Source organism: Pelodictyon phaeoclathratiforme BU-1, assembly GCF_000020645.1.
Lineage (GTDB): Bacteria > Bacteroidota > Chlorobiia > Chlorobiales > Chlorobiaceae > Chlorobium > Chlorobium phaeoclathratiforme.
Map to the genome: position 1 here is coordinate 2537647 of NC_011060.1, position 26933 is coordinate 2564579.

Here is a 26933-nt window from a genome sequence, read left to right on the forward strand (position 1 = left end):
CTTTACTTATTGCGTTGAAGTTGTTCAAACCAGTTAAGCGTCAATGTCATACGCTTAATAGATTTTTCTCTTTCATGCTTAATTGATGAAAACAAAATACTTCGCAAGCTTTGAATACCTGCTTGCTTGTGAGTATCTTTGTTATCTATATATTGTTTTTCTAAACGTGAAAATATGTAACGCAAGCGAGGCAAGTATAAAGTCCCTTCAGCGACCCAAACTCTTGCTACTTCAAACAGCTTGTAAATAAATCCTTTTGAAACAGCTTCGAGTTTGATGGTATCAATCTGATTGCCGGTTATATGCTTCTCCGTTAATACTACTAAGTTTTCAAGTAATCCAAAAAAAGTTGGATCGTTCCAGTCAATGATTCGAACTGTTTGGTTGTTATAAAATTCATAACCCTTATCAACATGATCTAAGGCAAGCAAAAAAGGTGTGAAGCAGTTTTTTTGCACTTTTGCATGTTTTGCAACACTTTCTGCCTCACCTGATTTTATTGCCATTTGGTAAAGTGGGAATTTTGGCTGGTGCAGAGTGAGACCGCCGGATATTCCTTGTCCTCCGCTAATGATCTTTTTAGTTGTATCAAACATTCCACCTGTGAATAAGGCAAAGCAGCGTTGAATATCGAAGGCAAGTTCCGTTGTTTCATCCCATGCACCGAGAATAAATAGATCGTCACCTCCTGCGTAAATCACTGAGACATTGCGTCCTTTATTTTCTTCGGCTGCATTCTTTTCCGTGTAATTTTTCCCGACAATGTCAGTTGGAGAAAGTCTGCTGCCTAAATGTCCTGCGCATATTTGATTGAGGTACACCTTAAAAAAGAGGTTCAGCATTCTTGATTTTGTTGAAAGCGCGGCAAAGCTTTCAATATTGCGAAACAAGTCACCCATGTTATCGACATCCATTCGCAATGCACCAATCAGATCTGCACCGCAGGAACTTGCAGCTAAACCCTCAAACGTCGCTGTATCAGTATCCTTGGCTTGTCTTTCTTCAACATTTGTATGCGATTCATTTCCTAACTTTTTAGTATAGGCAGTAAGATCACCATACTTTCGGACATAATTAGAGTACAGTAAGGTTCTCGAACTCTCTCGTTCTGTCCAAGAATTGATGCACCAAATTGCATCTGAATTGTGAATCAACTTCGAACTGACAACATAATAACAAAATGAGAGCTTCGTTGGTGTCGATTTCATAGTCGGAAGCTGAACAAACCCGCTTCTATCGTCCTTTGCTATTTTTCTCCGACAGACATACTTTGTACCAATTAGCTTGTCACCCAAACGATATTGCCTGTAACAGCTTTCTGAAACCCAGGTTTTTGTCATATCGGGATTATGCTCCGGCATTTTTTCGCCACTTCCTAAATCACGCATTTCTTTATTTGGCAAATCGTCCCGTCTGGTAATCTGGCACTCAGTCTGCAAGTTAACTTGCTCTGGCATCTCAGGTTTGAAAAGCTTATCAAGTTGGCGTAAAAATTTCCGAGATTTCTGCCTATCTAAATTATCAGATTGTTCTTGTCTTAACTTTTTAAAAATCCCTTTGTCTTTCAGCTTCTCTTCGTTGAATACCAATGCATCCATTGCAATAAAAAACTTCCCTGAAAATTCCTGTAAAGCCCATTTATTAAGTACCTCTCTATAGCCATCAATAGCTTTTACATTTCCGGCTATGTTCGGCAGTAACAGGCTAAAGCCGCCCCCACCAGAGTAGATAATAGCATACCGCTCTGAACCACATGCATGTAAAATCTCATACACTATGTGTTCTGTGAGCAACTCAAGCATGAAGGAACGAGCTCGAAGTGTCTTGAGTGCTCCTTTTGAGGAAATGGTGTATACTGTATCCTGAATGCCGGAAAAATCGGCACTTACAAGCAGAAATGGATTATCCTTTAGTTCATTGTTTAAGCAATTTTGAATAGCTGCTGCGGTCTTAAAAAGATCATAGACAGGGATAGTATTGTCGATATCGGTTGCGACAAAGGATCCGAACCGTTCAAGTGAAGCAAGACAATTTCCGATAACATCTAACGTTACATTATTGAAATAGTCAATAGAATCAAGTGTGGGATAATTGATATCAAAAGCAGAAAGCTCTTTTGGCTCAAAATATCTATCCCCACCAAAGACGGATTTCAGCGGAGCGAGTTTCAACTCCGTCGCTGTAACGCCTGCAAGTGAAAATGCTTCTGCAAATGCACTGATAGCAATCTTTTTTTCTTTGAGAAGCTTTATTCCAAGTTCTACAATATTGTGTCCAGTTGGCACCATCTGAGTTGGTTTTATGCAATTCTTGTGTTATTGGATACGGACAAAGAGAGATTCCTGCATATTTTTTCAGCAACCGCGCTGCCAGCAAACAGGTCATGCGTCTTTCGTGCTTGCGCAATGAATGTTTGCGGTGAACCTATGGTAAAGAGAAAAAGGTACTGCGTACTTGACATAACGATGGCGTTAAGGTGTACTTCAGTAAAGCAAGGCGACTACATACAGGAGCGTTGGAGGGAGCTATACCGGCAACCCGACAAAGCTTTGTTACGAGAGTTCAGTCGGTCAGAGTACAGAATCGTGCGTTATCAGGGGGTAAATCAATAACTCGAAGCATTAACACGCTTTATATGTACTGTTTTTTTCTCGTTTATCAATACAGAAAAATGTATTTATCGTAAATCAGCAAAAATAATAACGGGAATCAGAACTAAAGTTTCCGGCTATACATCAAACTGTTCAATCTCTTCAGGTGTGCAGGGAATGAGAAGCTGGTCATTATCGTCATTATCTGAGGCTTGCAAGCTCTCAATGTCCTGCCAGAATTTTTTTGTATTCAGGTGATCGAGTTTGTACCGCCCGGTAATCGAAGGCTTCATTTTGATGGTGCCGAGAATGCCCTGCAGTTCTGCCCTCGTTATATCCTTGCGACGCACAACCATGAGCGGAACAATTTTACGGTTATCTTTGGTACACTGCAAAACAACCGAGACAATCTGGTTCAGCCGTTTTTTCTCTTTTTTCTGCTTCAACAATTGTCGCAATGCCTGAAAAGCTGAGAATGCACCTATGATACCAATGATATCGGCAACCAGTCCTATTGCTGTATAAGTGTCCATATTGACTTCACCGTTTATCCCTTGATTTGTGTCGCACTTCACGGAGGTTCATGATTTCGGCAACTTCGAATTTTTCGTTGGATACCGTCGAGGCCGGGCGAAGACGAACCACATCGGGGAAATAGCCGAGACGGCCATGCAGTTCCGCAAGCACTACCGACCAGACGGCAGAGTACCCCGCAGCAATAACCACGATGGGTGTTGATTGCCACTCTTCCGGCGACAAGGCTACTTTTTCAACTGCCTTTTCGATGGTTGAAACGAAGTTGTGATCTTCAGCAACATTACCCAACGATACATTGATTATTTCCGGCGATGGCCAGTGCATCATTTTGCCAATATCCTTATGCTGACCTGGCAGCACCGGATGACCGGAAAAATTGATGATCAGTTGACGAGTCCCCTCCGAAATCCCCCCGCTGAATCGCCGTGCCATGCCACGCCACACACCCCGCATCAATCGAAAAAGCCAGGGAATGTTTTTTGTTACAAGGTATTCCAGAAGCTCAATTATCGAGACAAGGCCTGCCGTGAACCAAAAAACGACCAACAGGTTGTTTTGCGTAAAGAATTCGTTCATAAACACGCCCTCAGTTGGAGGGTGGACGGGGGTAATTCATGAAATAATAAAGGGGCTCTCAACTGCGAAGTCGCGGTTGCCGTCGATATCGACTCGTTCGACGCAGTTCCGGCAGAGCACGTAGTAACGAACGGAGTCGATCGGATGTTTGGGGTCGAGGAGTTTTTGCAGGCGCATGCGCATTTTGGCGTACTCCTCATCAGAGACAAAGCATTCGAAGACGCTGTACTGCACCGCCAACCCATATCCTTCAAGGAGTTTATGGATTTTCGTCCGTCGCCGGTCGTTTTCGATATCGTAGGTTACAAGAATAAACTGCATCACAAAGAGCACCACTTTACTTTTACAAACCAGCCAAATAATACGTAATTTATCGAGAAATAAAGTTTTAATTCTTCGAATTCATCGCTTCTACGGCAGCATCAATGCGTTTTCTACCAATGCCGGTTCAACCCCTCTAACCCGGAGCAACCTATGGGATGGCTTTACAATCAGATGGCTTTGCCTGAAACACTTTTTCAGGCCTGGAACAAGGTGGTTTCGAACGACGGAATGGCCGGGTACGACAAACAGTCAATTACCGATTATTCGTGGCGCATCGAGGAGCATCTTGCCGATCTTGGCAGGCAGCTCTTGACCAACACCTATGAGCCGCAGCCGCTCCTGAAACTCGTCATGCTGAAACCCACCGGAAAGTTGCGCACCCTCCTGATTCCTACGGTGATGGAGCGGGTTGCGCAAACCGCAGCGGCGATCGTGCTGACCCCTCTGGTGGAGTCGGAACTGGGAGCCAATACCTTCGCCTACCGGCCGGGGTTGTCGCGCATGACGGCGGCCCGTGAAATCGAGAGGCTGCGAAACCTTGGTTATAACTGGGTGGTCGATGCCGATATCAGCAGCTTTTTCGATACCGTTGACCACCCGTTACTCTTTCAGCGCTTTCGTGAACTCTGTGATGACGAGGAGCTGCTCACGCTGATTGCGCGATGGCTGACCGCAGAAATTGTTGATGGCCAGAACCCAAAGGTGAAGAACACCATCGGCCTGCCGCAGGGCTGCCCCATTTCGCCGATGCTTGCAAACCTCTATCTGGATAAATTTGATGAGCGCATGGAGCAGGAGGGGTTCAAACTGGTGCGCTTTGCCGATGATTTTCTCATTCTTTGCAAGTCAAAACCAAAAGCAGAAGCGGCCCTCCAGCTTTCGGAAAGTGCGCTGGCGGAGCTGAAACTGCAACTCAACAACGAAAAGACCCGGATCACCACCTTTGCGGAGGGGTTCAAATACCTTGGCTACCTCTTCATCCGTTCGCTGGTGTTGCCCACCAAAATGCACCCGGATGAGTGGTACGACAAACTGGGCAAGCTGAAACTCCGCAAAGCTCCGAAAAGCCTGCTGCACCCTGAGGAAAGTGATGATGAGGAGTACGAACTGCAAACCGGTGACTCCGACGCCATAACGGTGACCAAAGAGACGCTGCTTCAGACCGAGTTTGGTGAAAAGCTGCTGCAAAGCCTTGAAAAACAGCAGATTGATGTAGACAAATTCCTTGAGAAAACGGCCAAAGAGGATGCCCTGCGGCAAAAAGAGAAGCACGAAGCGCTCAACAAACTCTACTCCCCGCTGCTCAATACCCTCTACCTGCAGGAACAGGGCAGCATATTGCGTAAGGATGGTGAACGGTTCAGCGTTGAAAAAGAGGGCAAGCAACTCAACGACATCATTGTCCGCCGGGTAGAGCAGATTCTGGTGCTCGGCAACATCACGCTCACCACACCGGCTATGCAATACTGCATGAAAAGCAACATTCCCATCACCTTTGTTTCGCAACATGGCAGCTACTTTGGTCGGCTCGAAGCCACCACAGCCGACAACTCCGCGCTCGAACGCTTTCAGTACCTCCGCTCACTCGATGAACCCTTTGCCCTCGGAATTGCCAGCGCTATTGTAGAGGCAAAAATCAGAAACTCGCGCACCATGATCCAGAAACGCAAAGCCATGGCGTGGGAAAGTAACGGAGAGCTGAAAGAAAAATTCGATGCGTCCCTCTTGCTGATGACCTCGCTTGCCGAACATACCAAAAGCTGTGACAATATGGAGGCGCTCCGGGGGATCGAAGGCAAAGCCGCCGCACTCTACTTTGAACTCTTCGGCCTCCTCTTCAAAAAAGAGCTTCCCTTTTATACCAGTGCATTCCGCAGGGTGCGGCGTCCGCCAACCGACCCGGTCAACAGCCTGCTCAGTTTCGGCTATACCCTGCTGCACAACAACATCTTCTCCCTCGTGCGCATGAAGGGAATGAACCCCTACCTCGGCTTTCTGCACGCCGAAGACAAAGGCAACCCGGCGCTGATCAACGACCTCGTCGAAGAGTTCAGAACCATTATCGACTCCATGACGCTCTACACCCTCAACAAGGGAGTTTTGCGGAACAAGGATTTTTATTATCGTAAGGACAAGGCGGGATGCTTTCTCACTGATGAGGCCCGGAAAAAGTTTCTGGAACTCTTTGAACAGCGAATGTGGGCAGAGTCGCTCGACCCGCAAAGTGGCAAAAGCCTGAATATCCGGCGGCATATTGAGTCGCAGGTGGTCAAAATCAGCGAAGTGCTTGCCGGGACGAGGGCTGTTTATGAACCCTGGCGGTCAGAATGGTAACACCGGAGGATAATTTCAGAAAAGGGCCAAAGCAAGTGAAAAATGCCTTATCGTTTTATGCAATATCGGGTTAGAGGGATACGCGGATAAATGTATCCTCCGGATATTGCATAACTCGCAATTATTTGATAACATGCAGACTGTCGATCAATCAGGAATCAGTACATTGTCCCTTGACATGACTGAAAAATACCAAACCTCCGGTTTTTGCGCCAGCAGCCCTTATCCGGCGCAGCTTTCCAGAGGTAGACATCATATCTTATTGCACGCATAGCGGATTGAAACTATTCATTGATTGCCAGAGTGTAACATTCTTTGTTTCCTCATCATATCTTATTGCACGCATAGCGGATTGAAACTTTTCAGCTCGTCATCACTGATCTCAAACCACTGATCATCATATCTTATTGCACGCATAGCGGATTGAAACAAAGGAATGCAACAGATAAGCTACCAATAACGGCCCCATCATATCTTATTGCACGCATAGCGGATTGAAACTAATGCAATAAGTGCTGGAGCCGGAAAAGATAGTTAGCCATCATATCTTATTGCACGCATAGCGGATTGAAACATCCTTTAGCACCTCTAAAGGGCTATTCCACGCTGACATCATATCTTATTGCACGCATAGCGGATTGAAACATACCAGAAAAGCAGCGCCACCGGCACGTGTGATGTCTTCATCATATCTTATTGCACGCATAGCGGATTGAAACCTTACTCAGACTTTCATCTGCTGAATAAGCAGAATAATCATCATATCTTATTGCACGCATAGCGGATTGAAACCTCTATTATATGCATAGGTGCTTGTCCCTCTGATAAACATCATATCTTATTGCACGCATAGCGGATTGAAACTTTCTTGTTTTTGCCCGCCACCATTACTGTGATAGCTACATCATATCTTATTGCACGCATAGCGGATTGAAACAGCAGGTTCATATACATCCCGATCACTGTTTTCAGACATCATATCTTATTGCACGCATAGCGGATTGAAACTAAAATAACAAAACAAACGCTCCGGCAATTGCCAGCACATCATATCTTATTGCACGCATAGCGGATTGAAACTTGGTTCTCGACCAGATCATAGACGATCTTGAGCACATCATATCTTATTGCACGCATAGCGGATTGAAACAAGAGCTTTGACCTCATTCATCAGATCAAACAGCAACATCATATCTTATTGCACGCATAGCGGATTGAAACCATGGTGACGGGGTTATAGAGTTGAGCGCGGTATAAACATCATATCTTATTGCACGCATAGCGGATTGAAACCTGCGCATCGACAAGCGCATCCGGAAAGGCCTGCCAGCATCATATCTTATTGCACGCATAGCGGATTGAAACGAATTTCTCGATCATTAAATGGCCAGTCATAATACATCATATCTTATTGCACGCATAGCGGATTGAAACTGGATAATTTTTGTTCCATTTGAGTAAATTGTTTTCATCATATCTTATTGCACGCATAGCGGATTGAAACGCCAAAAACATTGCATCTTTCTGCTCTTCGGTAACGATACATCATATCTTATTGCACGCATAGCGGATTGAAACGAGCTCATTGATAACTGTCGCGAGGGCTTGCTCGAGCATCATATCTTATTGCACGCATAGCGGATTGAAACTCAGATTAAAGTTGTTTATGCAACGTTTTTTGCAATTCATCATATCTTATTGCACGCATAGCGGATTGAAACGTTTTGAAAAGCAGCCGTGTCTATGATGGTTGTCTCATCATATCTTATTGCACGCATAGCGGATTGAAACTCAGTGAAAATCATCAGTACTGCATTCTTGTGTTTCATCATATCTTATTGCACGCATAGCGGATTGAAACCCACATCCGTTGATTGATGCAATTATCCATTGTGACATCATATCTTATTGCACGCATAGCGGATTGAAACTTTAAGGACATCCCCGCCAAGCCTATTTTGATAGAAATCATCATATCTTATTGCACGCATAGCGGATTGAAACCCGTTTAAGTTTTTGCCCTTCCCTTTTTTGCTTCTGCATCATATCTTATTGCACGCATAGCGGATTGAAACTAAGCAACAAATCGGCCTCCATTACTTCCTGCTGCTCATCATATCTTATTGCACGCATAGCGGATTGAAACTGTTCCCGCGGAAGCGATTACCACCGACGTGCTTCCAGCATCATATCTTATTGCACGCATAGCGGATTGAAACCAACATACTTTCTTTTCTGTCAGGCAAGCAAAGCAGTTCCATCATATCTTATTGCACGCATAGCGGATTGAAAATACGAAGGGCACCCACAAGGGATGCACCTACTATTATTTGCTTTGCGGCCTCGGAGGGGACTCCTACATTATATGGCACGAATACCGGATGGAAATTCTCCGTACGGGCACGGCATGCCGTGCCCCTACACGCACATCATATCTTATTGCACGCATAGCGGATTGAAACCAAAGGATTACTCCCCCAGCAAGAACCCAACGAAGCATCATATCTTATTGCACGCATAGCGGATTGAAACCCAACAACCTCGAATGCTTGCGATACAACCGGCATCATCATATCTTATTGCACGCATAGCGGATTGAAACTGATGAATCCCATGCCTTCGATAAACAGGAGCCCTACATCATATCTTATTGCACGCATAGCGGATTGAAACAACTCACCGACTTGTTCCCCATACAATTCAAGTAAGGCATCATATCTTATTGCACGCATAGCGGATTGAAACTGGGATGGGGCGGGATGACCCCGCCCCTGCGGGGCACCATTTCACATGCCACGCTTTGCGGTTTGCGACGGAACGGGCACGGCATGCCGTGCCCCTACATGCACATCATTTTTTATTGCATTACATATTGGATGGGGCGGGATGACCCCGCCCCTACGGGGCACCATATCACATGGCACGCTTTGCGGTTTGCGACGGTACGGGCACGGCATGCCGTGCCCCTACACGCACATCATATCTTATTGCATTACATATTGGATTGAAACTGGGATGGGGCGGGATGACCCCGCCCCTACGGGCACCATATCACATGCCACGCTTTGCGGTTTGGGACGGAATGGGCACGGCATGCCGTGCCCCTACATGCACATCATATCTTATTGCATACATATTGTGGGGGGGCGGGATGACCCCGCCCCTACGGGGCACCATATCACATGGCACGCTTTGCGGATTGCGACGGAATGGGCATGGCATGCCGTGCCCCTACACCCATCACCGCCCCTACACGCATCATATCTTATGGCACGCATGGCGGATGGAAATTCTCCGTACGGACATGGCATGATCGTCAATACCTGTCGAGCCGTCGCGGGAAATTTCGGTTCTATAACGAAGGGAAGAGGTTCGGAAACAAGAGTTCAACCGCATTGAGAGGGAAACGAAGTGAGAGGGCGCCTTTTGGGGTATCTGACCCAAGTATGCCGTTTTCGGTTAATGATGAAAGCAATGCTCGGGCTGTTCTCTCTTTCAGTCCGGTGATTCGGCTTGCCTCTCCACGGGGAATCTCGCCTTTAAGCAAGATCATTTCAAGAATGGCGAATGCTTCAGGCTTCCATTCCTGCCTGTCACAATAGTTTTTCAGCCTTTTGGCAAGAGAATCAAGCTCAAAGAGGCTTTCCATAAAGGTTACCTGATCAAGAGAGATCTTCAGGAACCAGGTGATAAAGGTATTGAGTGCTTTGAGAGAGAGGTTGCCGCGCCCGTCAAGATCGCCCTGGCGAGGCATATCGGCATGATCCATCATGCTCATGTAATCCAGACGGCTTTCGAACCCCCTTGCAAGACCTCGCGACACCGACCAGAGGCCATGAGCGCCAATACCGGCCTGAAGCGCCATTGCGTGGCTCATGAGACGACTGACACGACCATTGCCGTCAGGAAAGGGATGGATATAATTGAACCGATGATGCGCTGCCGCCATAGCCGCCAGGCGCATTCCTTTTCCAAGTGAGCAGAAGTTATAACGCTTTTCAAAATATGCCATAAATGAATCAACGGTACTGCTTTCCGGAGGAAGATGCCGACCGACAGAGACGTCATGTATCGGTTCACTTCTGAAGACTCCCGGAACGATAAGTATTTTGACCTCTTTTCGTTCCAGATAGCGCATTGATTCCGGAAGATCCTTATAAAACTCCCTGTGCAACCAGCGGATAAATTGGCTTGAAGCTGCGTCTGCAAGTGTTCCGGAGGCATGCATGGCATCAATCTCACGCTGTACACGGATATGGGCAACTGCCTCTATCTGGAGATTTCGTCTCTCGTTGTTTGTATTGAACTGGTTCTGGAGCGCCTCTTCTATGTCGCGTGGTTTGGTGTTGTGTCCCTCAATAAGATTGGAGTAGTAGCAATTCATGACTCTAACCAGATCAGCCAGACTTGCTGCAGTTTCGGGATGAAGGCGGTTCCCTAATTTTTCGGCTGAAGCGGACACTCCGGCAATAAGATCAACAATCGCTGGGTTCAGCGAGTCCGGAAGGCATGGCTCGATTCGAGGCGGGGTTTCAGTGATCATTATTTTGCCGGTTATAAAATAATTTTGTCTCTTTCATTATAATCTTTTATAAAGAATAATCTACAGAATTTGCCGATGTTTTTGCCGATGTTTTTTACCATTCTGCACTGCTGAAGCGTAGTCACAGCGGATAATCACGAAAACAAAACGTCAGATTATATTGGCACTTTTTTACGTATTCGTTATTACTATTGCTTAATAATCATCGGATAATAATTAATAAATTTGGGCTGCTATGGCGAACAATCCTTTCTACCTCAGGGTACATCATATCTTATTGCATTACATATTGGATTGAAAACGGGGAGGGGGCGGGATGACCCCGCCCCTACGGGCATCATATCACATGGCGTGCTTTGCGGTTTGCGACGGGATGGGAAATCATGCGGGGTTCGGGGAGGATGCCATTTGAACGATGGCTGCAATTTCCCTACATTCTGACTGATATTAATTGAAGGAATGCTCTGTAACCAACTTAAAACAGCTCATCACTCGCCGTCTGGGCTGTTTATCGAAATCGGACAAAGAGGCTGTCGAAGGTGCCATAAAACGGTTGCTGGCAGCCGATTGATGACCATATTTCACGGAAATCGCCAGCATTATAAATTCAGGTAATTCATGAGCGTACAGAAAAAAGTGGTTGTCGGGATCTCGGGTGGGGTTGATTCTGCCGTTTCGGCATGTCTGCTGGTCGAGCAGGGCTATGCGGTGACGGGGTTGAACATTCGGGTGCTTGACGCGCCTGATGAGAGCCCTTCGCTGAGGCCTTCGCCGCTGGTGATCAGTGACCATCCTGATTTTCAGATTCCGGTGTTGAGCCTGAACCTGAGCCGGAAGTTCCGCGATGAGGTTATTGGTTATTTTCATGAGGATTATCTTGGCGGGAGGACGCCCAACCCCTGCATGGTCTGCAACAAGAAGATCAAGTGGTTTGGCCTCTTTGAGGGGCTGCGGCTGCTTGATGCTGATTTTGTTGCGACGGGCCATTTTGCGGCCACCTCTTTCAGTGAGGGAAGATATCGCCTCTATAAAGGGGCAGATCCGGAAAAGGATCAGAGTTATTTTCTCTGGATGCTTTCGCAGGGTGACCTGGCCAGAACCCTTTTTCCGCTTGGAGAGTTGACCAAACCGGAGGTGCGTGCGCTGGCCCGCTCTTTTGGGGTTAGGGCGGCTGAAAAGAGGGAGAGTCAGGAGATCTGTTTTGTGCCGCAGGATGATTATTGCGGCTACCTTGCCAGCGCTATCCCCGGCCTGGCCGAACGGGTGGCGGATGGCGATATTGTGGATGAGTCGGGCCGGGTTATTGGTAAGCACCGGGGATATCCCTTCTATACTATTGGCCAGCGCCGGGGGCTTGGTGTTTCGGCCAAAGAGCCGCTCTATGTGACGGCGCTCGACACGGAGCAGAACCGGATTGAGGTTGGAAAAAAGTCTTCGCTGGAGTGCAGCTCGCTTGTTGCGTCCGGGATAAACTTGATCGGTATGGAGAGGCCCAACATCCCGATTGAGGCTTATGGAAAAATCCGTTATCGTGACCGGGAGACTCCCTGCACGCTTGAGCCGTTCGGTGAAAACTCGGCAACGGTTTCGTTCAGCACACCAAAAAGCGCCGTGGCGAAGGGGCAGGCGGCAGTTTTTTACCGCGATCGTGAAGTGCTCGGCGGCGGCTTTATTACGCAGGTCATGCAGGAATCACATCAGTAACCATATTGTACTATCATGCTTCAACGACACCACCTTTCGCTTACCTATCTGGATCTTCCACCGGCAAGGCCGGAAGATGCCCCGCTTATGATTATGCTGCATGGTTATGGCAGCAATGAAAGGGATCTGATTCAGCTTGCTCCTTCGCTGAGGCCGGAGTTCCGTTATGTCAGTGCACGGGCGCCGCAGAAGATGGATTTTGGCATGTTCGGCTGGTTCCCGATCGAGTTTACCCCGACGGGTATCAGTGTGGATTATGTGGCGGCTCAACAGGCTCTTGATCAGTTTATCACCTTCATTGTTGAAATTATTGCCGAGTACCGACCTGCCGGGAACAAGGTTTTTTTGATGGGGTTCAGCCAGGGATCGGTGATGAGCTATTTGACGGCTTTTCATGCTCCGGAGCTGTTGCATGGCGTTATTGCCTGTTCAGGGCAGTTGCCTGAAAAAACGGTGCCGCATGAGAGCCTGAAGCCTGCGTTGCGCAAACTCCCCTTTCTGGTGATGCATGGCATCTATGATGATGTGCTGCCGATTGCCAAGGGGCGGGCTGCACATGCGTGGCTGCAGGAGCATATTGAGGATTTAACGTATCGTGAGTACCCGATTGCTCACCAGATTGCCGACAGTGGCATTGAGCTGATCTGCTCCTGGCTTGAAAAGAGAGTGCCGGAAGCTTCGGAAAAAGAGTAATCACCCGGGCTTTTGCCGTATATTCTTTTTTTTTAACCACCGCCCTGCTTTAACGAAGTTCAGACGAATAAAAAACGAATGAAGGACACACTACTCAACAGCCTCGAAGAGCGCATTCTTGTGCTCGACGGTGCGATGGGCACCATGATTCAGCGCCATAAGCTGAAGGAGGCTGATTACCGGGGTACCCGGTTTGCCAACCACTCGCATCCGCTTATCGGGAACAATGATATTCTGGTGCTGACCCGCCCGGATATCATCTATGCGCTCCACTGCGATTTTCTTGAAGCGGGTTCTGATATTATCGAAACCAATACCTTCAATGCCAACCCGATCTCACAGGCGGACTATAGCGCCTCTGATCTGGTGAAGGAGCTGAATGTTGAGGCTGCCCGACTTGCAAGGAGGGCGGCGGATGAGTATACGGCCCGCAACCCTGATAAACCGCGTTTTGTTGCCGGTTCAATCGGCCCGACCAACAAGACGCTTTCGCTCTCTCCGGATGTGAATAATCCCGGCTTCCGGGCCGTCACCTTCCAGGAGGTTGTTGATAACTACACTCTGCAGCTTGAGGGGCTTATGGAGGGTGGCGTTGACCTGCTGCTGGTTGAAACGGTCTTCGATACCCTGAACTGCAAGGCTGCGCTCTTTTCGATTGAGGAGTTTTTCAACCGTACCGGTGTGCGCATACCGGTCATGGTATCGGGAACGGTTGTGGACGCCAGTGGCCGCACCCTCTCCGGCCAGACTACGGAGGCTTTCTGGATCTCTATCGCCCACATGCCTGACCTGCTCTCTATCGGGCTCAATTGTGCGCTTGGTTCGAAACAGATGCGCCCCTTCATTGAGGCGCTTGCCGGAATTGCCGAGAGCTATGTGAGCGTCTATCCCAATGCCGGCCTGCCGAACGAGTTTGGGGAGTATGATGACTCTCCGGAATATATGGCCGGGCAGATTGCCGGTTTTGCCACCTCCGGCTTTGTCAATATTGTTGGCGGCTGCTGTGGAACAACTCCGCAGCATATCAAGGCTATTGCCGAGGCGGTCGAAAAGCTGCAACCGCGCAGGCGTCCGGTTAAAAAGCATGAGCTGCAGCTCTCCGGACTTGAGCCGCTCTTTGTTAACCGCACAACGGGCTTCATCAATGTCGGTGAACGCACCAATGTGACTGGATCGAAAAAATTTTCCCGCCTTATCAAGGAGAGCAAGTATGATGAAGCGCTCTCGATTGCCCGCCAGCAGGTGGAGAGTGGCGCCCAGGTTATTGATGTCAATGTGGATGAGGGGATGCTCGACTCCGAGGTTGTGATGAGGGAGTTTCTCAACCTGATCGGTTCTGAGCCGGAAATTTCACGCGTGCCGGTGATGATCGACAGTTCGAAATGGTCAGTTATCGAGAGTGGTCTGCGCTGCGTTCAGGGAAAGAGCATTGTGAACTCCATCAGCCTCAAGGAGGGTGAAGCTCTCTTTATCGAGAGGGCCCGCAAGGTGTTGCAGTATGGCGCCGCCACGGTGGTGATGGCCTTCGACGAGGAGGGACAGGCGGACAGTTATCAGCGTCGCATCGAGATCTGCAAACGCGCCTACGATATCCTGACCCAGCAGGTCGGCTTCCCTCCCGAGGATATTATTTTCGATCCCAACGTGCTGACGGTGGCTACGGGTATTGACGAGCACAATAATTACGCAGTTGATTTTATCGAGACGGTACGATGGATCAAGGAGAATCTGCCCCATGCGAAGGTTTCGGGTGGTATCAGCAATGTCTCCTTCTCCTTCCGGGGCAATGAAACCGTACGGGAGGCGATGCACGCCGCATTCCTCTACCATGCTATTCAGGCGGGGCTCGACATGGGGATCGTCAACGCCGGCCAGCTTGCCATCTATGAGGATATTGAGCCTGAGCTGCTGCTTCGGGTTGAGGATGTGCTGCTGAACCGCCGGGCGGATGCTACGGAACGGCTTGTCAGCTTTGCTGAAACCATTCAGAGTGGCGGTGAAAAAATCGAGGCAAAGGCGGCTGAATGGCGGAGCCTGCCGGTTGAAGAGCGGCTGCGCCATGCATTGATCAAGGGAATTGTTGAGCATATTGAAGAGGATACCGAAGAGGCCCGCCAGCTCTACCCGAGTCCGCTCCAGGTGATTGAGGGGCCGCTGATGAACGGGATGAACGCCATCGGCGACCTTTTTGCCGAGGGGAAGATGTTTCTGCCGCAGGTGGTCAAGAGCGCCCGCGTCATGAAGCGTTCGGTTGCCGTGCTTCTGCCCTACATTGCAGCGGAGAAGGCGCTGAACAAGGATACCCGTGCGGCGGCCAAGGTGCTGCTTGCAACGGTGAAGGGTGACGTGCATGATATCGGCAAGAATATTGTGGCTGTTGTGCTCGCCTGCAATAATTATGATGTTGTCGATATCGGCGTCATGATGCCGTGCGACAAGATTCTTGAAGCGGTGGAGCGTGAAAAGGCTGATCTGCTTGGTTTGAGCGGCCTCATCACCCCTTCGCTGGATGAGATGGTGCATGTTGCCAGCGAGATGGAGCGGCTTGGCATGACAATCCCGCTCCTTATCGGTGGCGCCACCACATCGAGGATGCATACGGCCGTGAAAATTGCTCCGGTCTATTCGGGCGCGGTTGTTCAGGTGCTCGATGCTTCCCGGAGTGTTCCGGTAGTCAACAGTCTGCTCAATCCGGCGCTCAGCCCCGACTACATTGCCGGGCTCAAGGCGGAGCAGGCCGGACTGCGGGAGAGCCATGCGTCACGCGCTGCCGGTAAAAAATATCTCACGCTTCAGGAGGCACGCAACAACCGCCTGGCACTTCAGGGCAGCATCTGCAAGCCGCTGCAACCGGGAATTACCCTGTTTGAACATGTTACCGCAGGAGAGCTTCGCCCCTATATCGACTGGACTCCCTTTTTCATGACCTGGGAGCTGCATGGCCGCTACCCGCAGATTCTTGACGACCCAAAGTACGGCAGCGAAGCAAAAAAGCTCTTTGATGACGCCAACAGCCTGCTCGACCGGATTGAACAGGAGCAACTGCTTGGCCTGAAAGGTGTTGCCGGACTCTTCCCTGCCAACAGCTCGGGGGATGATATTGAGGTCTACTCAGACGAGAGCCGCACCAGCCTGCTTGCGATACTGCACACGCTCCGCCAGCAGCAGGAGAAGGGTGAGCCGAATCTGGCGCTGGCGGACTTTATCGCCCCTGTTGGCTCGGGACTGGAAGATTACATCGGGGCGTTTGCCGTCACTGCCGGGCTCGGTATTGAAAAGGGACTCAGGGAGTTCAGCGATCAGCAGGACGACTACCACCGCATCATGATGCAGGCGCTTGCCGACCGTCTGGCTGAGGCCTTTGCGGAGATGCTGCACGAGCGTGTTCGCCGTGAGCTTTGGGGCTATGAGTGCGCTGAAAAGAGAGATGGCGACAAAGGATGTGCCTGTCATCCCGCCCCCCAGTGCCAGCCACACCCGATCCATGAGCTGCTTGCCGAGAAGTACCAGGGCATCCGCCCCGCTCCGGGCTATCCTGCCTGCCCGGATCACACGGAGAAGGCGGAGCTGTTCACCCTGTTGAATGCCGAAACCAATACAGGCATCACGCTCACGGAAACCTTCGCCATGAAACCGGCAGCTTCGGTCTGCGGCCTCTACTTTGCCCACCCGCAGGCAAAGTATTTCATGCTCGGGAAAATCGGGCGGGATCAGGTTGAGGAGTACGCGGAGCGCAAGGGAATGAGCATCAAGGAAACGGAAAAGTGGCTTGCCCCTGCCTTGAATTACGATCCGGAATAAAAATCCGGAACTCACCATCCTCAACACCTGCAGCAGTTCTACCATGCATCATTGCTGCGGGTGTTGAGTGACTGAGCTCACAATCTCTCAAGAGGCAGCATCCGTTCCATCCAGCGCCAACAGATATCCACGCCCGTACTCTCTACCACTTCATCATGGGCAACGGGCTGAGCGGATGGGTTTTGAGCCTTGCGAGGGTAAGTCGGCCAAGCATTGCATGGAATCCTGCGTTGGGATAGGCGTCAAGCACATCCGAAACAAAATCATCCGGCAGACGGAACCGGAGCAGTCCGCCCGAAACATCGATCCAGTCGGCTTTTCTGAAGGGTTCTACCAGCCATGAAGGATTTGCCTGATAGCGGGTAATCTTGTGATGCTCTCCGATCATGGCCTCTATTTCTTTGCACCATGACGCTTTAAAATTCTTTTCAAGATAACTCAGTGCCAGCAGTTGCGAGGGACGCAGGTAGTCGAAGCTCTTCTCTGTCCATATCCCGAGATCATGAAAAAGAGCGGCAATGGCAATTTTATCTTCAGCAGCCTTGCTTTCGCCAGCAGCAAGGGCTGAGCAAAAATTGAAGAGGCGCATACAGTGGTTGCGATAGGCGTCATAATCGGCACCAAGCACGGGGCGGTAAGCTGGAAGCAATTCGTCAATCAGGGGAGATTCATGGACAACATTCATTTGGTATGGGGTTCAACTGTATTTACAAACGCTCTGAACCGTTTCCCACCCCTTTCATGGGGATGAAACGGTTGATTACGGACTTCATCTGACCCGCAACATAGAACATAAGAGTGGAAAGCATGAGAACTATTTTTACTCCGTAAGGGAGAGGGATAAAAAAAGGCCCCGCATTGATACGGAGCCTTTCTGCCGACAACGGGGTTAACAAAAGAGCCCGTCAGCACAAGGAGAAGCGCTACAGCTCAGAAATAGTAGTGTGCGCCGAAAGCTACCGTTGTTCCATCAAGGTTGATATCAAGATCGTTACTGCCCAGATCAGAATTGACATGATGCCACTTGTAACCGACTTCGAAATTCACGCCAAGCTCAGGAAACTCGGTGAAATTAAACTCGGCGCCAAAAAGCGGCTCAGCAGTCCAGACTGAGGTATCAGGAAGAGACATGCTGCTGCCAATGTTTCCATCAATACTGCCAAGCCCTCCCTCAACACCGACGTAAAAACGGCTGTTGGTTTTTACAACCGGAGCATAGAGGATCTTTGCGGTGCCGAGCAGCAAATCACCCTTGCCCAACTCACTGCTGCCCATCTCGACACTGGCTCTGCCATAGAACAGATTTAATTCTCCGGCAACATTGTTATCAAACCAATAACGACCACTCACACCCTGAAGAAAACTGCCTGCAACAACACCCTGGTAACCAAGACCGAATTTTCCGCAATTTGGTGCCTCCGGCTGAGAAGTGGCTGCTGATACTGTGCCTGCACCAAACACGAGAGCAAGAGCTGCTGCTGCGATTGCTTTTCTGATTTTCATAATGGTTCTCCGTTTTTTTTCTTTGTAGATAAAAGTGCCTTAATCCAGCCGGGCGCCTCCTGCTCCGGCTGAATAACTCATGTTTATTCACACTGAAAATATACGATTCCTATTTATTATTCAAAAAGAACACGTTAAAATAGCACGTAGAAACACATAGCAATACACGTTTTCTTAGTTATCGCTTTGACCCGGCATTGGCATCGCCATCTCTTTTTCCAGATCTACTTCTTGAATGGTATAGCCCGACGGCACCTCAAATTTTGAGGCTGGAACCGCTACATTCTCCTCTATTTTTTGTGCCTTGACGGAAATACCTCCCATTTGGGTACTGAGTGAGATTTTTTTATAGAGTACCCCATAAACCCTCTGATCCTTTCTCTCTTTGTTAAACGAGACAGAATATTTTGTACCGGTAACACCAGCCACTACTTCGGTACCCTCTTCGCGATAGTCGAAATCCCGTTTCATCTGTTCGACATCAAACGTCTTCGCCATCTGCATGGCCATCTCCTGGGCCTGTCTCATATCCGTTTTGGTTGCCACTTTGCTGGTCTCGTCCTTGCCATTGACAATTTTTTCAACTTCGTACGAGATGACATAATTGCCATCAGTGATATCCACCTTTTTTTCATGCGACTTCATGCCCATGATATTCGAGTCCGTGACGGTCTCCCTTGCTTCCCTGCGCCCGTAATCGTCGAAATAAAGGGTTGAGAGACTCGTTATTCCCATGATCACCATCGGTTCATAGGTAACAATGCCTGATTGCAGGTCGTAACGCTTTGGCGTTGAATTGAATAACGATTGAGTCGAACCTCCTGGTTCTGGCGCATCTGATTTTTTGGAGCAGCCGGAAACGAGGGGCAATGCAGAGAGAATCAAGAGAGGTAGCGTTCTTTTCAGGGTTAATTTCATGGGTATACATGCTGTTATGTTAAAAAAACCTGTCATTCAAACAAGAAAAGCAGAGCCGCAGATATGGTTCAGGAATCAGAGATCCGGGAGTGTTCACGAAACCGGCTTCAATAATCGCCCTTACCGGAGAGGCCGAAATGGCCGGAATGGCCGGCTGCCGAAAATTCTGACCTCTGAGACGGCATAAAGCCGATCACCGCCATGTCCCGACACCCTGAGATACCTGGCTTTTGCTGGTGTAAACCGCAACGGGACATAATGGCGACTGCCTCTTTCGGTACTGACCGTTTCCATACCCCATCCAATTTCACCAAGTTGACTGTTCAGGAATAACATTCTTGAAAAATATCGGCCGTCAAGTGATGCTTCTATCAGATAGTCGTCGTTGTTGTCTACCTGCATGACAATCCTGTCAACGTAGTACACTGAACCAAGGTCAATTTCGAATGAGACGCGCGGATCAGACCAGAAAACACAATCCGGACCGTCGAATGTAGATGCCTGGTCAGGCATGTAGCCATCAATGAGCATTTGAGCGTCATTGGTATACTCTCCCTCACCGGTGACGCCAACCGGATCAATCGGTGATGCCTGCAGGCGGGGAGAGGCAATGAGTGCAAAAGAGAGTAACGCTATCCCTTTAATTATTTTTCCAAAAGCATGGTGTTGCATGAGAAGCCTCCATTGAAATTGACTTAAGCATGTATCCATTCCGCGTTTTGACTAAAAATAAAATACTTTTCCTCAAAATCCTTCTTCGAATTTTTTCTGCAGAAAAAGTACCAAACCCTTCACAAGGGCGCAGCAGCCTAACGAATCAACCGGTTAGCAGATAGAGGTTGCTCCTCTGTTTTTTATCTGTCGGATGAAAGTTACCGGAAAATGATCTCCCTGCCGGATTTAATGCTTGAATTGATGGAATACTTTGTACTTTGCGGTATAAAGAAGTTGGGCTGATAACCGGACGGGTTATGAGCATTGCGCAACAGAAGTTTACTCTGTCGTCGTCTCTCTGTTGACTTCGAAACAAATTTTCACAAACATATACTTTAAATAAACCTGTAAATAATAATCAACATGTCAAACGAATCAATCAACGATTTCTCAGTTGCTTTAAACAACATTTTGAAGACTGTCGGATCTCTTGCCCAGCAGCAGCTTGAATTGATAAACCTCGGATTCAAGGCCGCAGGTGAGGTTATTGAGCCTCTTGTCAAAACATCTTCTGATCTTGTTGGCAATGTTTTGAACACCGTCGGTCAGATTGTCCAGAACATCACCTGTGCTCTTACGCCCAAGAAATAACGCTTTGTTATTTTCTGAGAAAGCACCGTATGCATTTGCATGGGGCGCTTTTTCTGTTTGGGGCAAAACAGCTCAATTCAGAGGGCAATGAAGCTCTGCTGCAGGTTCGCGAGGTAGCGTTCTATCATGCCGGTAAATTCCATAACCACCAGCGGGGAGATCATGAATTCCAGAAAGGAGGGAAAATCAACCGTCAGGTCACCTTTGGTTGAAATAGAGACCGTTGTGCCCCCCCCCTCTTTTGGCTGTATCGTCCACTCACCCTGAACAATGGCATTGCCAACACCCGGAACCGGCGTCCATGCAACATGCATGGTGAGGGGATCGGCCGTATAGTGGCAGGCATAGATCGTCTGCTGCAGGGTGTAACCACCGATAGCTATTTTTTCCATCTCCCAGCGAAAAGCGTTTCCGCCAAGATCGAGAAGCTGATCTACTTTGGGGAAATGAGAGGCAGAACGGGGAACATCAGCAAGCAGTGCAAAAACTTTTTCGGGAGTACAGGGGGTATCAAACCCTCTTTGCATGTTGATTACGACAGTAAATGCCATGGTGTTACAAGCCGCAGCTTTCCGTTTTGTATTGAGGAAGAGGTTTGTTCAGTGCTTTCAGTAATCGTTCGTCACGGTTGTAAACATCGTCACGGAAAAAGAGCTCATCACCCTCAGGCGTAACTGTCAGGTAAAGGAGATAGACCGGAATCCGTTTGGGAAGGAGTACAGTTTTTGTTTTTCCACTCTTGATTGCGGAAAGTATCTTTACTTTGCTCCATCGGACGCTGTCCTGCAAGACCAGGGTTGCAAGGTCAACAGGATTTTCTACTCTGACACACCCTGAACTGAAGAGTCTTTTACTCGCTGCAAAAAGCTCTTTGTTTGGCGTATCGTGCAGATAGACAATGTAGCGATTGGGAAGCAGGAACTTGATTCTGCCCAATGCGCCGTGATCTCCGGAACTCTGCTGGAGGCGATAGGGAAAGTTCCCTCCCGAGTATTGCGACCAGTTAACCGATACAGGATCAATGACCGCTCCGTTCCGATCAATAATGGTCAACCTTTTACGGTTCAGATATGAATTGCTTTTACGCAAAGCGGGTAACGCATCCTTTGCAAGAATGGTTGGCGGAATGACCCACCTGGGATTCAGGATAACATATTGCATATCCGCCTTGAAGAGCGGAGTTTCACGCGGAGGTTTTCCCGTAATAACGCGTGTTTCCCACTTGTCTTGACCATTTTCGATATACTGCAGGGTAAAGCGCGGAATGTTCACCATAATGGCTGTCGGTTCAAGATCACGCAAAAACCATCGATACCGTTCGAGATTGAGACGAATCTCATCAATTCGGCGCTCCACCGGTATATTCATGACACGGAGGGTAGTTGCTCCAACCACGCCATCGGCGACCATACCGTTCCGCTTCTGAAAGTGCTTGACGGCTTCGACCACCTCTCTGTTGTAAACAGTTGAAGTATCCGTATTCAGAACAGCAATATCACCCGATACCCGGAGTCGCTGACGCAACAGCATGACCCGCTTCCCCCTTGCTCCCTCTTGCAGCTTCGGACCCTCCGCCAAAACTGGCCAGCCGCCGGCACGCGCAATGGTGCGATAGCGTACAAGCCCTTTTCGAAGCTGCTCATATTTGGGATGCTGTAATCGAAGTTCTTTCAAAGCGTCAGCGATATGGCCAGAGGCAATGGCGTGATGGAGCTTGTTCTCAACAATACTCCCGTTCCTCGTTTGACGACTGTTCCAGTGGGTATCAAGAGTTTCGGGATCAACCCTCCCATAGCGGAGATGAACTGCAAGAGAGAGAAGGGAGTTGGTCATCAGAACATCGTAACAGGCTGCCTGATCAGAGGTCACTTCTGACTTGCCGGATAGGGCCCTGATCTCCCTGATTCGGTAGTCTGCCGGATCAAGACCATCATTGGCAGCCTCCCCAATTGCCGTAATCAGCTCATCAATCATTGCCTTATTTGTCCATACAGGCTGAAACCCCCTTGCAGCATAGAGCCGTTCAACAGGGTCTGGTTGAGTGGTCTGGCGAAGTTGATGGAGAAAACGACCTCGTATCTTCTCGGCTACGGCAGGCTGAAACTCTTTCTGCGGCTGTAGCTGTTCCTGCGGCACAGGAGCAGGTTTGACCGGTACAGGTGGTAGCGGACTAAAGGCAAGGCAGAAAAGAAGAATACCAATCATATGTTAACTCTATCAGTTATGAAACATGGCCAGAAACAGGCTTCCGACGGGCAAGATCAGGAGCAGCAAGAGGGGATTTATCTGCATGCTCTTTGCCACCGTGGTAGATAAAAAGGCAGCTTCCTCCTTTGATAAGGTCAATAACCTGTTGAAAACTCTCAAAGGAGATTGCAGGACACCCTTCACTTCTGCCAAGACGCCCGTTCTTTTTGATAAAATCGTAAGAAACGTAGTCAGCGCCATGAATGACAATACTCCTTGACTCAGCCTTGTCGTTAACCCCCTGCTCCAAACCCTGAAGCCTGAGCGAATAGCCATTCTTCCCATCATAGGTATCCCCTGTTGTATAAAAGCCGAGACTGCTCTGATGGGAACCTGGAATATTTGAAAAACTTTGCGGATAGATATCGCCACTGCCTTTGCCATGCGCAACAAGGCCTGAGTAGAGCAGTTGGCCGCGCTTGACATCAATAACAAAAAGGCGTTGATCAACTGAAGGACGGTTAAAATCGATGACCGTCAGAATACCATCACGGTTTACCTTTCCCTGCTCCTTGAGAGCAGTATAACCGGCAAGGGCAAGATCAAGCACTTTCGAATTGATCTTGTCTCTGAGCTCAGGAAATTGGGCGAATATGGAACTGGTTTTCTGAAAAGGATTGATATCAAAAGCAAACGAGTGTCCGGCTACGGGAAACGCCGTCATAACCATCATAAAAAGCACAATCAGCAATCGATTCATAAGCTAACAGGTATACGGTGTTAAACCAGCAGGGTCATTGAGAAATGAGCTGGCAAATTACATATTATAACAGAATGTTATCAACGAATATCAATCTGTACACGCTTTCCAACGAGAAGGACAGGAGTCTTTTCACTCGTACGTTCGAGGCAAAACAGGGCCAAAAAGAGCAGGGAAGATACGTTTTATTACCGGAACAGTCAAATCATGGGCTCCCCTGCTGCACCTTCTGCACAGTCAGAAGAGGGCTCAGAGGAGTGCTGAAACTGAACGGAAGCTTCGGAGATTTTCCTGAAAAGCCTTATGTGCAAGAGATGTTGCGGCCAGTTCAGCAAAAAGGTTGCGAGCGCCTCCCACATTGAAACCCAGGCTGCAATGGTAAGTCCTTCGGCAAGAACGGTGTGAAGAAAAGAGGGACTGCCCCCAACGGCAAAGAGGAGGTTGACCCACAAAGAGAAGCCGAGAAGGATCATGCCAAGAATGAGAAGAGTCAGGGCTGTTCTCAGCGTCTTGTTCATTGCTGCAAGCTCAAGTTCACGCTGGTAGATGAAAAATTTACGAACACTGGTGCGTACCCGCTGTCTGAATTCATCAGAGGGATAATTATCGAACATAAAACGGATTACAAACTTGACCCGGCCTATTTCACGCACGCACTCCGTAAGATAGAAGGCTAAATCTTCGTCAAGATCTTTTTTATGGTAAGGAGCGGTTTTGTCGAAATTCTCATAGAGATCCTCGACACGAGGTGCGGCGACATCGATAATAACGGAACCATCCGCACTCTGTTGATACCGATCGATAATTCTCTTTTTCACAGCAGGTACCCTTCTCCCCGCAATTATTTAGTGGCCGGAGCCGGAACAAAACGCCAGCGGGAATTGACGGTGACAACAATATCCTGCTCAGAGGGGGCGATTTCAGTCGGAGCTGGCGCCGCCGGAGCAGCCCTTAATGCCATAGCATCCATGACCGGTCTGCCGCCATAGAGTGGCTGACTGACGCTGACCTCAATCAACTGGCCAAGATGCCCGCCTGCGGCCCGGGCCATGATTTCTCCATCCCTGCGGGCATTACTGACCGCAGCAGCCAGAGCCTGCTGACGCAGCGCTTCGTAACTGCCTGATGAAAAAGTGATACCCTGCACCTCATCGGCTCCAGCCTGTACGGCAGCATCAATGGCCCTGCCGATCAAGCCCAGCGTACGCACCTTCACCATGATCGTATGGCGTGCACTGTAGCCTTTCAGCAAACTCTTTCCCAGCGACTGATTCCACTCCCAGAGAGGAGAGACCGTATAACTTGCTGTTGGCGCATCTTCAAGAGGAACAGCCGCAGCCCTGAGTGCAGCCTGCACACGACGATACTTTTCGGCAGTCTCGGCAGCAGCCTTGTCGGCACTTTTAGCATCCGTTTTAACGACAACCCCGAATTCCGCAATATCAGGCTTTACCGAAACGGTACCAGAAGCTGACACCAGAACCTGACTCTCCTCAGAACAAGCTGTTGAGGAGATACCTGCTGTTATGAAAAACAGCCAGAGTGTAAAAAAAATCGGTCGTTTTTTCATTGATCCCTTTTTCATCTCTCCTTTACGGCTTCTGCACAGTCCATTCCCCGTCGGAGCCAACCGACAGAGGATTGACTGAACAACAACGAACAGCTTCCAGAGCGGCCTGTTGAAGCAGAAACTCTTGTTGTTAATTCTGGTATAATTCTTTCACCTGGAACAGAAGGTACCAACCAATAATGGCTCCAATGATACCGCTGATAATGCCACTGAAAGAAAGAATACTTCCAATCAAACTGACGATACTTGCATAAAAGAGCAATCTCCAGGCAGCTTTGGTCCGTTTGAATAATCCAGGAACGGCCATAACTTCAATGATAATCGAAATAACCGAAATGACGAGTGCAAGAATTGCACCAAACCCCCAGCTAAATCCGTAACCGTAACCTCCCATCATCGCAAAGGGAGCCAAAAAGGCGGTGAGACCCAAAGCTGCAAAAATAATGGGCAACGCCAGAACCACAAAAACAATAACCAGATAGGGTGACACATTAACAAGAAACTCCTTCACTTCTATCGGCAGGGCAAATGGCGCTTTTTGCACCATGTACTCATCAAGCAGTGCCTCAAGCTGAGACAACACTCCCTTTACATCCGACTTTTCCTGAGATCTATTTTCTGACATAACGTTTTATGATTAGATTGGTTAATAAAAATACAATCCGGTTTCCGCTACCATTCTGTCGAGTAAAAGCCCATGATATCCTTGTAGGCAACTGCTGCAGCACAGGCCGTAACAGGAATGGTTACCAGATATTATCCGTAAGCAACGACAGGGATGGATGGTAAATGAACCACATACATGAGCCCTGGAGCGACTTACGAAAAAAAGCCTGCCTGCCTCGCCGATAATGTATCTTTCAAGTTACAAAAGAGATCGAAACAGGCCAACCGTTAACATCCGAAAACCACTCACAGTGGTAAAGAACACTGTCATTAGTAGAGTCACCTCTTCCGAATCGAATAAAATCAGGAGGGGTTTATCGTCTCGACCTTATCGGATAAAACCGGCGCCGTAACCGGAAGTTTATTTACTGACAATTCCAGAATGCGCACAGCTCCGGCAAACTGTTTCTCATAGAAATTCTGCTTGAGCTGTTCTTCGACAACCCCCCTTGATAGTGATGAATGAACAAAGGTATTTGCACCGATAAAGATCCCAACATGGTTAATGCCTCTGCCTCTTGTCTGAAAAAAGACCAGATCTCCGGGCTGAAGTTGATCTTTGTCAACTTTTGTACCAATGGCAGACATCTCCCTTGATGTACGCGGAAGACGCATATTGAAGACCTTGTCGTACATAAACCCCACAAAACCGGAACAGTCAAATCCTGCAGGAGTCTGACCACCCCAACGGTATCGTGTACCAAAATATTTGGTGACATCATTAAAAAATGTCTTCATATGCCCAAAGGTCTGATGCGGCTGAGAGGGTGGCTGCACCGTCTGTGCTGTTACGGGCACTTCTGCAGAGAGTTCACAAAAGGCCGTTGCAGGAAGAGTCAATTGAAATGCCAATGCTGAGAAGAAAACGAATGCACGACAGGTGCGGGTAATTTTTTTCAACGGAAAACTCACGCGAAAAGG

At 48.6% G+C, this 26933-nt stretch carries 22 protein-coding genes and 2 CRISPR repeat arrays; of the genes, 5 read left to right on the forward strand and 17 right to left on the reverse strand.

Going from position 1 to position 26933, the window contains the following annotated elements; all coding sequences use genetic code 11:
• Positions 1-2 precede the first annotated feature (2 nt).
• From cas10 to cas2, 5 genes are all read right to left on the reverse strand, one after another.
• On the reverse strand, positions 3-2288 hold the full coding sequence (cas10, locus tag PPHA_RS12115; RefSeq protein ID WP_012509113.1) for a type III-A CRISPR-associated protein Cas10/Csm1: 2286 nt from the start codon (positions 2286-2288) through the stop codon (positions 3-5).
• A gap of 11 nt (positions 2289-2299) precedes the next feature.
• Positions 2300-2461, reverse strand: coding sequence for a type III-B CRISPR-associated protein Cas10/Cmr2 (locus PPHA_RS16870; protein WP_083765335.1), 162 nt, complete (start codon positions 2459-2461; stop codon positions 2300-2302).
• Between the two features lie 267 nt (positions 2462-2728).
• Complete coding sequence (locus PPHA_RS12120) at positions 2729-3124, reverse strand: hypothetical protein (RefSeq protein ID WP_012509114.1); 396 nt, start codon at positions 3122-3124, stop codon at positions 2729-2731.
• A 7-nt stretch (positions 3125-3131) separates the two neighbouring features.
• Complete coding sequence (csx15, locus tag PPHA_RS12125; protein ID WP_012509115.1) at positions 3132-3704, reverse strand: CRISPR-associated protein Csx15; 573 nt, start codon at positions 3702-3704, stop codon at positions 3132-3134.
• Positions 3705-3740: 36 nt separating this feature from the next.
• Complete coding sequence (gene cas2 / locus PPHA_RS12130; protein ID WP_012509116.1) at positions 3741-4025, reverse strand: CRISPR-associated endonuclease Cas2; 285 nt, start codon at positions 4023-4025, stop codon at positions 3741-3743.
• A gap of 153 nt (positions 4026-4178) precedes the next feature.
• Here cas2 and cas1 point away from each other — a divergent pair, with 153 nt between their 5' ends.
• A complete protein-coding gene (gene cas1 / locus PPHA_RS12135) occupies positions 4179-6362 on the forward strand; it encodes a CRISPR-associated endonuclease Cas1 (protein ID WP_012509117.1) in 2184 nt (727 codons plus the stop codon).
• Between the two features lie 250 nt (positions 6363-6612).
• Positions 6613-8656: a CRISPR direct-repeat array (repeat unit 35 nt; unit sequence CATCATATCTTATTGCACGCATAGCGGATTGAAAC).
• Between the two features lie 133 nt (positions 8657-8789).
• Positions 8790-9107: direct repeats of the CRISPR family, unit length 35 nt; unit sequence CATCATATCTTATTGCACGCATAGCGGATTGAAAC.
• Between the two features lie 607 nt (positions 9108-9714).
• On the opposite strand, the gene PPHA_RS12140 is transcribed toward cas1, so the two are convergent.
• The gene (locus PPHA_RS12140) at positions 9715-10905 is read right to left on the reverse strand and encodes a Fic family protein (RefSeq protein ID WP_012509118.1); all 1191 of its coding nucleotides are present in this window, start codon (positions 10903-10905) and stop codon (positions 9715-9717) included.
• A 618-nt stretch (positions 10906-11523) separates the two neighbouring features.
• On the opposite strand from PPHA_RS12140, the gene mnmA reads away from it, so the two are divergent.
• From mnmA to metH, 3 genes are all read left to right on the forward strand, one after another.
• Complete coding sequence (mnmA, locus tag PPHA_RS12145) at positions 11524-12609, forward strand: tRNA 2-thiouridine(34) synthase MnmA (protein ID WP_012509119.1); 1086 nt, start codon at positions 11524-11526, stop codon at positions 12607-12609.
• 15 nt (positions 12610-12624) lie between these two features.
• Positions 12625-13302 carry an alpha/beta hydrolase gene (locus PPHA_RS12150; protein WP_012509120.1) on the forward strand — a complete coding sequence of 226 codons (678 nt, stop codon included), beginning with the start codon at positions 12625-12627 and terminating at the stop codon, positions 13300-13302.
• 78 nt (positions 13303-13380) lie between these two features.
• Entirely contained in the window at positions 13381-17103 is a 3723-nt protein-coding gene (gene metH / locus PPHA_RS12155; RefSeq protein WP_012509121.1) for a methionine synthase, read from the forward strand.
• Between the two features lie 142 nt (positions 17104-17245).
• Here the strand turns inward: metH and PPHA_RS12160 are convergent, their stop codons facing one another.
• The 4 genes from PPHA_RS12160 to PPHA_RS12175 form a co-directional block, all read right to left on the reverse strand.
• Positions 17246-17788 (reverse strand): HD domain-containing protein, encoded by a 543-nt coding sequence (locus PPHA_RS12160; RefSeq protein ID WP_012509122.1) that lies wholly within the window; start codon positions 17786-17788, stop codon positions 17246-17248.
• 245 nt (positions 17789-18033) lie between these two features.
• Positions 18034-18606: a hypothetical protein gene (locus PPHA_RS12165; RefSeq protein ID WP_012509123.1), complete on the reverse strand. Its 573-nt coding sequence runs from the start codon at positions 18604-18606 to the stop codon at positions 18034-18036.
• Positions 18607-18780: 174 nt separating this feature from the next.
• Positions 18781-19524: a hypothetical protein gene (locus PPHA_RS12170; RefSeq protein WP_041526550.1), complete on the reverse strand. Its 744-nt coding sequence runs from the start codon at positions 19522-19524 to the stop codon at positions 18781-18783.
• Positions 19525-19644: 120 nt separating this feature from the next.
• Positions 19645-20196: a discoidin domain-containing protein gene (locus PPHA_RS12175; protein ID WP_012509125.1), complete on the reverse strand. Its 552-nt coding sequence runs from the start codon at positions 20194-20196 to the stop codon at positions 19645-19647.
• 453 nt (positions 20197-20649) lie between these two features.
• Here PPHA_RS12175 and PPHA_RS12180 point away from each other — a divergent pair, with 453 nt between their 5' ends.
• Positions 20650-20829 (forward strand): chlorosome envelope protein B, encoded by a 180-nt coding sequence (locus PPHA_RS12180; protein WP_223293917.1) that lies wholly within the window; start codon positions 20650-20652, stop codon positions 20827-20829.
• A 77-nt stretch (positions 20830-20906) separates the two neighbouring features.
• On the opposite strand, the gene PPHA_RS12185 is transcribed toward PPHA_RS12180, so the two are convergent.
• From PPHA_RS12185 to PPHA_RS12215, 7 genes are all read right to left on the reverse strand, one after another.
• Entirely contained in the window at positions 20907-21380 is a 474-nt protein-coding gene (locus PPHA_RS12185) for an SRPBCC family protein (protein WP_012509127.1), read from the reverse strand.
• A gap of 4 nt (positions 21381-21384) precedes the next feature.
• Complete coding sequence (locus PPHA_RS12190) at positions 21385-23034, reverse strand: L,D-transpeptidase family protein (protein WP_012509128.1); 1650 nt, start codon at positions 23032-23034, stop codon at positions 21385-21387.
• Positions 23035-23050: 16 nt separating this feature from the next.
• On the reverse strand, positions 23051-23776 hold the full coding sequence (locus tag PPHA_RS12195; protein WP_012509129.1) for a murein L,D-transpeptidase catalytic domain family protein: 726 nt from the start codon (positions 23774-23776) through the stop codon (positions 23051-23053).
• A 200-nt stretch (positions 23777-23976) separates the two neighbouring features.
• A complete protein-coding gene (locus PPHA_RS12200) occupies positions 23977-24594 on the reverse strand; it encodes a hypothetical protein (RefSeq protein ID WP_012509130.1) in 618 nt (205 codons plus the stop codon).
• Between the two features lie 23 nt (positions 24595-24617).
• Positions 24618-25361: an SIMPL domain-containing protein gene (locus PPHA_RS12205; protein ID WP_223293918.1), complete on the reverse strand. Its 744-nt coding sequence runs from the start codon at positions 25359-25361 to the stop codon at positions 24618-24620.
• A 115-nt stretch (positions 25362-25476) separates the two neighbouring features.
• Positions 25477-25971, reverse strand: a complete 495-nt coding sequence (locus PPHA_RS12210) for a hypothetical protein (protein ID WP_012509132.1) — start codon at positions 25969-25971, stop codon at positions 25477-25479.
• Positions 25972-26315: 344 nt separating this feature from the next.
• Positions 26316-26750, reverse strand: a complete 435-nt coding sequence (locus tag PPHA_RS12215; protein ID WP_223293919.1) for a C40 family peptidase — start codon at positions 26748-26750, stop codon at positions 26316-26318.
• Positions 26751-26933: the final 183 nt, after the last annotated feature.